Source organism: Methylobacterium sp. J-048, from assembly GCF_022829515.1.
Lineage (GTDB): Bacteria > Pseudomonadota > Alphaproteobacteria > Rhizobiales > Beijerinckiaceae > Methylobacterium.
In genome coordinates, this window is sequence record NZ_JAKSYL010000029.1 from 1 (window position 1) to 374 (window position 374).

At 72.5% G+C, this 374-nt stretch carries 1 pseudogene; it reads right to left on the reverse strand.

What is annotated here, in order from left to right:
* Window positions 1–242: pseudogene (locus tag MKL09_RS00905) on the reverse strand (porin family protein); the annotation flags it as partial.
* Window positions 243–374: the final 132 nt, after the last annotated feature.

A 374-nucleotide genomic window follows, 5' to 3' on the forward strand; every position in this document is an offset into this window, starting at 1 on the left:
AAGGTGGCGACGGCGGCCGGGCCGCTGGTCAGGCCGACACCGCCCGGCACGACGAAGGTCGAGTTGTTGGAGCGGCTGCTGGCGTCGAAGGCGTAGCCGGCGTTGATACCGAAATAGGCGCCGGTCCAGGTGAACACCGGCCCGGGGGTGAACACCGGCGGCGGGGCGGCGCGGCGCGGCAGGTCGGCGGCCGATGCGGCGCAGGTCAGGAGGGCCGTGGCGGCGCTCGCGGGAAGAGGCATCTTGCTCAGGGGGTCCTCTGTCTCCGGTTCAGCGGGATGTGTTCCCGGCGACAGACACGGCATGCCGGGAGGGTCACCACAGGATGCCGTGCGAGCGCAACCCGGCGGCCCGCATCGCGGGCTTTGCCGCAA